This is a genomic window from Synechococcus sp. HIMB2401, assembly GCF_042883245.1.
Taxonomy (GTDB): Bacteria; Cyanobacteriota; Cyanobacteriia; order PCC-6307; family Cyanobiaceae; genus Parasynechococcus.
Window position 1 is genome coordinate 230925 of record NZ_JBDJKK010000004.1, and the last position, 6520, is coordinate 237444.

A 6520-nucleotide genomic window follows, 5' to 3' on the forward strand; every position below is an offset into this window, starting at 1 on the left:
TCCAGCACGGGGGTTGTGTAAAGGCGTGCGAATGAATGCAGCAATGCCACTGACAAGGGGGCTAGACCGGAATTAATCCGGCCTTTAAGAAAGTCTTCATGGCCTCCCTTGTTGTTTCCATCGGTCCGTTGGTGCGGCTATTGGCGGCCGTCGGCGCCATCAGCAGCCTGGTGCTTTTCGGCCTGATGAATCTCATCCCGTGAATCGAGCGGCAACACCGCGTTGAGCCAGTTTCCGATCGACGCCCTATTGGAGCAGATCTGTTCTGCGGTCCGCCCAGGGGAAACGGTTCTGCTCCAGGCACCGCCGGGGGCGGGCAAGACCACACGGGTCCCCCTGGCGCTGATCGGAGCCCTGACAGAAGGCCAGAGCGTTCTTGAAGAGCATCAGAAAATCTGGATGATCGAGCCTCGGCGACTGGCCACCAAAGCGGCCGCCGCCCGTCTTGCCGAGAGCCTTGGAGAAGACATCGGCGCGCGCATCGGTTATGCCGTGCGCGGGGAACAGAGGCGATCCAATCGCACCCAGGTGGAGGTGATCACCGACGGACTCTTCCTGCGGCGCTTGCAGAGCGATCCCTCACTGGATGGGGTGGGGTGCGTGATCTTCGATGAATTTCATGAGCGGGGGCGCGACGCGGACCTATCCCTCGCGTTGCTGCGCGAGGCGAGGCCGCTACTGAATCCAGATCTAGCCGTGATCTTGATGTCGGCCACGTTGGATCTATCCGATCTGAGGGAACGGCTGCCCGAAGCGACGGTGCTGGAAAGCCCGGGCCGCTGTTACCCGGTGGACACCCACCACCAACCACCACGGCCGGACGAACCCCTGCCAAAGCAGGTTTTACGCGCCATCGAGCAACACGCCCTCGACCAACCGCAGGGCAGCGGTGTGCTGGTCTTCCTGCCGGGGCTGGCGGAGATTGAACGCTGCAAGCAGATCCTGACGGCCGCCCCGTCCCTGCGGAACTGGAAGATTCAGGCGCTGCACGGTCAACTGCCCTTGCAGCAACAGAGTTCAGCCCTACAGCGCTGCGAGCCCAACCAAGACGGCAGCATCATCCTGGCCAGCGCCATTGCCGAGAGCTCTCTCACGATTGATGGGGTGCGCCTGGTGATTGACAGCGGCCTCAGCCGTCAACTGCGCTACGACCCCAACACCCGCATGGAGGGCCTGGAGACCACCGCCTCCAGCCTGGCCAGTGCGGAACAGCGCCGGGGCCGGGCAGGCCGGCAATGCCCGGGCCACTGCATCCGCCTCTGGTCACCGGCAGAGCAACAGCGGCGCCCCCCCTTTCACCCCCCTGAACTGCTGCTAGCAGATCCCCAGCCCGTGCTGATGGAACTGGCCCAATGGGGGGCTGGACTGGGGGAAGAGCTGCCGTGGCTGGACCCTCCCCCCGCAGCAGCCATGCAAGAGGGACAGCACGGCCTGCAACAGCTCGGCCTGCTGGAGCACGACGGCCGGATCAGCGAGCGGGGCCGGCTGATCGGCGGCCTCGGCGTTCACCCTCGTCTCGGCATGCTGCTGGTGGAAGCCCACGAACAGGGCGTCCCCCAGCTGGGGTGCGATCTGGCCGCCATCCTAAGCGAACGGGATCCCTTCGATCGCCGCCAGATCGGCAGCGATCTCGAGGCCCGGCTCAACAGCATCCAGCGCCATCCATCTCTGCGAACGCTCAGCCAGCAGCTTCGCCGCCAACTGAAGCGACTGGGGGCCTCAGCCCAGGAGCGAGACGCCTCCGTCAATGCTGGCGATCTGATCCTGGCGGCCTTTCCGGAATGGCTGGCGCAACAGCGTCCAGGCCAGGTCGGTCGCTATCAGCTGCGTCAGGGCCGCGGAGCCACCCTGCTGCCCTGGGATCCGCTCCAGGGCAGTCCAGCCCTGGCCGTCGCCAGGGTCGACATGGGCGGCCGGGACACTCAGATCCAGATGGCTGTGGCCGTGAGCCAGAGCACCCTGGAGAGCATCGCTGAGCGAGACGGCCACTGGCAGGACGAGGCCAGCTGGGATCCCGAACGCCAGCGGGTCCGTGCCGAACGCCAGCTCAAACTGGGGGCATTGGTGGTGCGCCGAACGCCACAACCTTCGCCAGCTGCAGCGCTGTGCAGCACCCTGCTGATCGAGCAGCTGAAGAAGGATGCCAGCCTTGATGCCCTGCCCTGGACAGAGAGCAGCGATCAACTGCGCCAACGGCTGGCATGGATGCACCAACAGGTGGGCGCCCCCTGGCCTGATCGTGATCTGACAACCCTGCTGGAGCAGGCTGACACCTGGCTTGGCCCCAGCCTGGAAGGCTGCCTGGGCTGGAACGACATCAGCGCAACAGCCTTGGAAGAAGCACTCTGGGGCGATCTGGATTGGAGCTTCAGGCAACAGCTTGATGACCTGCTGCCGCGCCGCATCCCGATCCCCTCCGGCCGGCAAGCCACGCTGCTTTACACCGCCGACGAAGTGATCCTCGCCGTGAAATTGCAGGAGATGTTCGGATCTGACGACGGCCCCCACGTGCTGAATGGCCAAATCCCCGTCACGCTGGAGCTGCTCTCACCAGCCGGACGCCCCCTGCAACGCACCCGCGCCCTCAAAGGCTTCTGGGAAGGCAGCTACCAGGAGGTGCGCCGGGAAATGCGAGGCCGCTACCCCAAGCATCCCTGGCCCGAAGATCCCCGCCAGGCGCTGCCGACTGCCCGGACCAAGCGCAAATCAAATGGTCAGCAATCCTGACTAGGAAAAGCCCGGCGGGTAGCCGTTAACACACTCAACAAAACTCCAACCTTTGTTACATTGGCTAATAACCAACCGGTTCAACCAATGTCTGACAACGCACGCTTCGGTTTCGTCAACTTCGCTGAGACCTGGAACGGTCGTCTGGCCATGCTGGGCATCGTGATCGGCCTCGGCACCGAGCTCCTGACCGGCCAAGGCATCCTTTCCCAGATCGGCCTCGGCTGATTTCCGCTCCGCGGATTCACAAAACCCCTCGGTTCGCCGGGGGTTTTTTTGTTGCCTCTCCACCAGCCTCCGCTGATGCAGCACAGTGGGGAGGATTCCACTGAGGCAGTCGTTGGCACCGCTTTACGTTCAGAACAGACGTGATGGATCAAGGCTGCTCAGCAGCGCCTTGGTGATCTGCACGATTGGTGCCACCCAGATCCACCAACACTGGGGCGTTGTGTTGACCAGCATCTCAGCCGTTGTCTGCATCTACTGGGGTTACGCCTACAGCCGCCTTGAGCGTTGATCGTCTTCCGACCTATTCCGTTGCTGAGCTGAACACAGCCATCGGCAGCCTGCTGGAACGCGGCTTTGCGCCGCGTTTTTTACTGGAAGCAACGGTCTCCCGGCCACAACTCAAAAAGGGCCACCTCTGGCTCACCCTCACCGACGGCTCCGCCAGCATTTCCGGTGTGGTGTGGGCTTCGAAGCTGGCCCAATTGAGCTATCAACCCAAAGAGGGTGACGGCGTCACCGTGGTGGGCAAGCTCAATTTTTGGGCAGCACGAGCCAGCCTCACCGTTCAGGCGCTGGACATCCGGCCAAGCCTCAGCACGGTGCTGCGCGACTTTGAACGGGTGCGGCAGCTGCTGGAACAGGAGGGGGTGATCGACCCAAGCCATCAGAGGCCTCTTCCGAGACAACCCGCCTCGATCGCGGTGCTCACCAGCGTGCCCAGTTCCGCCTTGGCCGACATGCTCCGCACCGCGGCGGAACGCTGGCCCATGACGCAGCTGATCGTGGTGCCAATTCCGGTGCAGGGTTCCGTGGCACCGATGATCATCAGCACCCTGGAAGCCCTGGCCGAGCGCACAGATGAGTTGGGACTGGAAGCTTTGGTGCTTGCCCGCGGCGGTGGCAGCCGGGAAGACCTGGCGGTGTTCGACAACGAGGCGCTTTGCCGCCTGCTGGCGAACTACCCCATACCGGTGGTGACGGGCCTGGGGCATGAGGATGATCTCACCGTCGCCGATCTGGTAGCAGACCATCGTGCAGCCACGCCCACGGCAGCGATCGTGGCCTTGCTGCCCGACCGTGAGGCGGAACGCCAGGGATTAGCGCAACGGCAAAGCCGATTGAAAGACGTGCTGCTGGGGAGAATCCTTCGCGAACGTCAGCGCCTTCAAGATCGAGACGTAGCCCTTCAGCAACAGTCTCCACTGGAAAAGATCCAACGCCAACGCCAGGCACTGGCTCACAGGCAGCAATTGCTCAAGGCACTATCACCGGAACGCTGGCTGAAACGCGGCTTGGCTCTGATCAGCAACACCGCCGGCGACCCCATTTCAGACCTGGAATCCGTCAAAATCGGTGATCAGCTCAACATTCGAATGAGCGACGGAAGCCTTGAAGCTCGGGTCGATCAGATCCAGCCCAGTGCACCCAACACCTCCTCCTGATGAGCAAGCGCCAAGTCAGCAAAGAGCGACGCGATCGCATCGATACGTGGCGAAAGGATGCCGAGACACTGAGCTACGAGGAAGCCATGCAGGCTTTGGATCTGCTGCTTGCTGAACTACAGAACGACAGTGTTCCGTTGGCGGACTTGCAGCAAAAAGTGCTCCATGGCGAGGTGTATCTGAACCGGTGTCAGAGCCTGCTCGACAGCGTGGAGCAGTCGATTGTCGAGCTTGATCCCACAACTCTTAAAGCCACAACCGATGCGTAGAGCCCTGCCTTGGATCTATCTGCTTCTTGCTGTGTTGGGAGCGATCCTGCCCTGGAAGGCCAACCTGGAATTCATCGCCGAAAGCGGTGGACAAGCCTTTGATCTAGCGCGATTCATCGCTGATGCCAGCAGCACAGCCGCGTCACGCTCCTTGAGCGCTGATCTACTGGTGGGGGCCAGTGCCGTCACGCTGTGGATCTGTGTGGAAGGACCACGTCAGAAGATCAAAGGCTGGTGGCTGGCCATCCCCCTGAGCTTCGGTGTGGCCTTTGCCTGCGCTGCTCCGTTTTTCTTGTTCCTACGGGAACGGCAGCTTCAGGCTCAGGAATCGGAATCCACATCCTGAGCCACCACGTCAATGGTGAGATCACTGGCAGGTGCAGACGGGGCTGCCGCATCAGCCGGACTGCCTCCCGCACTGGCGTAGGGAGTGCCGCATACGGCACAAACTGCAGCCCCCTTCAGACCCGTTGCACCGCAGGCAGTACAGCTGATCATCCGGGACTGCAAAAGCTTCCAACCAATCCAACCAAGACCGGAAAGGATCAAAGGAAGTGCCAAAAGAGCCAGCAACACGCCACCGGCGAGATCAAGCAAGAGTCGACCTGCAGCGGTTGGCAGCAGCAGGAGCAACACAACTCCGATCCACAACACTGCTGGTGATCGATTCATGGGCATCAACGGAAGAGGTCCGTCGAATCAGCTTCGCAGAGTCAAATCAAAGTTCAAGGCGCCGCGCTGTTCGGTTCCCCGAGCCGTGGTTTCGCAAAACGAACTGCGGCCAATTCCACACTCAAACACTGGCCAAAATAAAGAATCACACCCACCAACCAAACCCAAAGCGTTAACACCAAAACACCACCAATCACGCCATAAGCCTGATAGCGATTACCCAGAGAAACAATACTCAAACTGAGAATTTTATTGAGAAAGGCGAGACCGAATCCAATCAACAACGAGCCGGGAATGAGAGGAATTGCAGGAACACGACGACTGGGCAACACCACCTGAAGCAACCAAGCCATCAAAGACAAGATCAACGCAGGAACAAGAATCCGCCCGAGAGGAAGAATGGGACTTGAGCGCACGATCCCCATCAAGCCAGGAACGACGCCATCCAATAAGCCAAGAATGTCCTCAGGGAGCTGCCCAATACTGAGCACCAACTGTTGAAAAACGATCAAAACAGATATGGCAAAAACCGTCAGAAAGGCTTCAACACGTGTTCTACAAAACTGTCCAACCTGTTGCCACCAAGACAAACCGATTGATGGCTCGGGCAGAATCTCAGACCACAAGCGATCAGCTCCACGCTGGAGCGTTAAATAAGCATTACTGGCCGTAAGAAGCAAAACGACAACACCGAGGATTCCAGCGCCAAAGCCTTGATCCACCAACCCACGCAAGGTCGAATCGACAAGACTGGTTGCTGACGGCGGCAAGACCTGCGTCACCGAGGCCAACACATTATCCACACTGTCCGTTTTGCCAAACACCCTTGCGGCAACAGACAACGCAATGAGAAGCAGCGGAAAGAACGACTGAAGAACGAAATATGCAAAAGCAGCACTTAAATCAACGCACTCAGCATTATTCCAACGCTGACAAGCCTTCCAAATCTGACCACTTAAACGTCGAACTAGTGAACGTCTTGGCACAGATGAGCGCAAAAGACTACTAAAACCTTACAACAAAAAAGCCACCTCATGCTGAGGTGGCTTCTTCGCGGGTGGTGATGGTGATCGCTTCAGCAATCAGCACATCATCAACCTATTTGGAGAATGTTTTACCTGGCATCGAGCTATTTTCTCAGGGGGCTACCCCCCAAATATCGTCGCCGCTGATGCGTTTCAC

Annotated in this window: 8 protein-coding genes; 6 read left to right on the forward strand and 2 right to left on the reverse strand. The window is 60.0% G+C overall.

The features are described 5' to 3' along the window. Window positions 1-222: 222 nt before the first annotated feature. The 6 genes from hrpB to AAXE93_RS10720 all read left to right on the forward strand — a co-directional run bounded on the left by hrpB (window position 223) and on the right by AAXE93_RS10720 (window position 5012). Window positions 223-2727, forward strand: coding sequence for an ATP-dependent helicase HrpB (gene hrpB, locus AAXE93_RS10695; RefSeq protein ID WP_390130647.1), 2505 nt, complete (start codon window positions 223-225; stop codon window positions 2725-2727). Between the two features lie 87 nt (window positions 2728-2814). Further along, the gene (locus AAXE93_RS10700) at window positions 2815-2955 is read left to right on the forward strand and encodes a chlorophyll a/b-binding protein (RefSeq protein ID WP_011365253.1); all 141 of its coding nucleotides are present in this window, start codon (window positions 2815-2817) and stop codon (window positions 2953-2955) included. Between the two features lie 112 nt (window positions 2956-3067). Next, complete coding sequence (locus tag AAXE93_RS10705) at window positions 3068-3244, forward strand: hypothetical protein (protein WP_390130649.1); 177 nt, start codon at window positions 3068-3070, stop codon at window positions 3242-3244. Then, window positions 3234-4397, forward strand: a complete 1164-nt coding sequence (gene xseA, locus AAXE93_RS10710; protein WP_390130651.1) for an exodeoxyribonuclease VII large subunit — start codon at window positions 3234-3236, stop codon at window positions 4395-4397. Before AAXE93_RS10705 ends, xseA begins: the two co-directional genes overlap by 11 nt. Then, entirely contained in the window at window positions 4397-4666 is a 270-nt protein-coding gene (gene xseB, locus AAXE93_RS10715) for an exodeoxyribonuclease VII small subunit (RefSeq protein ID WP_390130653.1), read from the forward strand. Before xseA ends, xseB begins: the two co-directional genes overlap by 1 nt. Further along, a complete protein-coding gene (locus AAXE93_RS10720) occupies window positions 4659-5012 on the forward strand; it encodes a DUF2834 domain-containing protein (RefSeq protein ID WP_390130655.1) in 354 nt (117 codons plus the stop codon). The genes xseB and AAXE93_RS10720 overlap by 8 nt, the downstream gene beginning before the upstream one ends. Here the strand turns inward: AAXE93_RS10720 and AAXE93_RS10725 are convergent. Beyond that, window positions 4988-5338, reverse strand: a complete 351-nt coding sequence (locus AAXE93_RS10725; RefSeq protein WP_390130657.1) for a hypothetical protein — start codon at window positions 5336-5338, stop codon at window positions 4988-4990. The two genes, AAXE93_RS10720 and AAXE93_RS10725, sit on opposite strands and share 25 nt — an antisense overlap. A gap of 53 nt (window positions 5339-5391) precedes the next feature. Continuing rightward, the gene (locus AAXE93_RS10730; RefSeq protein WP_390130659.1) at window positions 5392-6324 is read right to left on the reverse strand and encodes a YihY/virulence factor BrkB family protein; all 933 of its coding nucleotides are present in this window, start codon (window positions 6322-6324) and stop codon (window positions 5392-5394) included. Window positions 6325-6520: the final 196 nt, after the last annotated feature.